Origin of the sequence: Kitasatospora sp. NPDC097691, assembly GCF_040302665.1 — a bacterium.
Classification (GTDB): Bacteria; Actinomycetota; Actinomycetes; order Streptomycetales; family Streptomycetaceae; genus Kitasatospora.
The window spans coordinates 1-1,996 of sequence record NZ_JBEORY010000126.1 but is presented as its reverse complement, the minus strand read 5'-3'; the positions used below and the strand labels follow the sequence as shown (position 1 = coordinate 1,996).

General features: G+C 68.4%; 1 protein-coding gene. It reads left to right on the top strand.

Annotation, left to right across the window (positions count from 1 at the left end; all coding sequences use genetic code 11):
- Positions 1-162: 162 nt before the first annotated feature.
- Complete coding sequence (locus ABTY56_RS38590) at positions 163-1,812, top strand: TadG family pilus assembly protein (RefSeq protein WP_350634366.1); 1,650 nt, start codon at positions 163-165, stop codon at positions 1,810-1,812.
- The last annotated feature ends 184 nt before the right edge of the window (positions 1,813-1,996 follow it).

Sequence of the window (1,996 nt, the reverse complement as noted above, 5' to 3'; positions counted from 1 at the left end):
CACCCTGCTGGTGGCGGTCGGCCCGAACCCCACGGACACCACCCTGTTCACCGTGACCCTGACCTTCGATGCGAAGTCCCTGGGATTCTCGGGCTTCTCGGGCCTGATTCCCCTGCCGCCGGACCTCATCCAGAGCACGGTGAGCGTGCGCCGGGGTGGGTTATGATCGGGCGCTTCAGGCAGGACGAGCGCGGTGCCGTCGCAGTCTTCACGGCGCTTGCCATCACCACACTCCTGACGGTGACGGCGATCGGTGTCGATTACGGTTCCATGGTGGTCGCCCGGCGCAAGGCACAGGGGGCGGTCGATCTCGCCGCGACCCTGGCCGCCGCCGATCCGCAGCGGGCCGACCTTCTGGCGCGGCAGTCCCTGGCCGATAACGGCTTCGGCGCCGATGTGGTGATCAAGGTCCAGCCGGGCGTGTACGTGGGCGATGCCAAGGTGCCTGTCGCGGACCGCTTCGTGTCCAACGCAGTGTCGCCCAGCGCCGTCCGGGTGGATCTGCGGACGCGAACACCGACCTTCTTCGCCCCGGCAATCGGCTTCAAGCGCGATGTCCAGATCGACGTGCGCGGGACTGCCGCTTCTGCGCGATTCGCGTCCTTCAGCATCGGATCCGGGCTGCTGCGTCTCGATGCCGGCGTCATCAACGGCCTGTTCACGGCTCTGCTCGGGAAGCCGGTCAACCTGTCCGCCATGGACTACGAAGCCCTCGCGGCGGCGCAGGTCGACGGTTTCCGGGTGCTCGACGCGCTCCAGCCGGCGCTCGATCTCAAGGTCGACAATTACAACGACGTCGTCACCGCGAACGCCACGGTCGGTCAGATTCTCTCGGCGCTCCAATCGGTCGCGGCCACGAGCGCGGGCAACAGCGTCGCGGCGGCCGCCCTCGGGCAATTGAACAATGTGGTTCGCGGGGCAGGCGGGTCCGTGCGCATCGGGCGCATCATCGACCTGGGCGATGCAGCGAACCTCGCGCCGAGCACGGGCGTCAAGGGACCATCGATCGGGCTGATGGACACCCTCTCGGCAGCGCTTCTGGTGGCGAACGGCGATCGCCAGGTCTCCGCGGATCTCGGCGCGAGCGTGCCGGGCCTGTTGCGGACCCAGGTGACGCTGGGGATCGGCGAGAAGCGCCAGAGCTCGGGCTACGTCCAGCCCGGTAGCCCCAGGGCCACCGTGACGACGGCGCAGACGCGTCTCCTCATCGAAAGCACCCTGACGCTGCCGCTCAATCTCGGCACCCTCCAACTGCCGCTCTACGTGCAGGCCGCCAAGGCGCAGGGACGGCTGCGGTCGGTGACCTGCCCATGGTCGGACCGGCAAAGCAGACAGGTCGTGGTGGACGCCCAGACGGGCCTCGTCGACCTCGCGATCGCGGATATCCCGAAGGCTTTGCTCAATCCGGATGCCCGCATTCCGGACCTCGATCAGCCGGCGACTCTCCTCCGTGTCGCTCCCGCTCTCACGGTGGCGGGCCGCAGCCGCCTGACGCTCGGAAGTCCCGCCGCCCAGCCGGTCGTCTTCAGCGACGACGACATCGCCCGCCGCACCGTCCGCACGGTCTCTTCGGGCGGATACGCGCAATCACTCACCGGCCGCCTGATCGGCGACCTGGACCTCCAGATCAATGGCCTCGGCGTGCTCGCCCCGGGCGTCGTCAGGAGTACGGTCGCGACCGCCCTCTCGGCGGCGACCCCGGCGCTGGACAAGGTCCTGGACAACACGCTGCGGGTTCTCGGCATCCGCCTCGGCTACGCCGACCTCACCGTGGAAGGCACGCGCTGCGACCAGGCCGTGCTCGTCCAGTGATCGTCGGCAACTCTACCCCGCGATGGTTGTCGGCCTGAACGGCTCCGCGCCTCATCCGGACCGGCTGCGGGCCGCAGGCACCAGGGCATCCCGCCCTCCGATGGGGCATCCTGCCTGATCGAAAGACAGAAATCCGAACTGATTCCACGGCGCGAAGGGGGCGCGAAATGATTGCAACGAATAC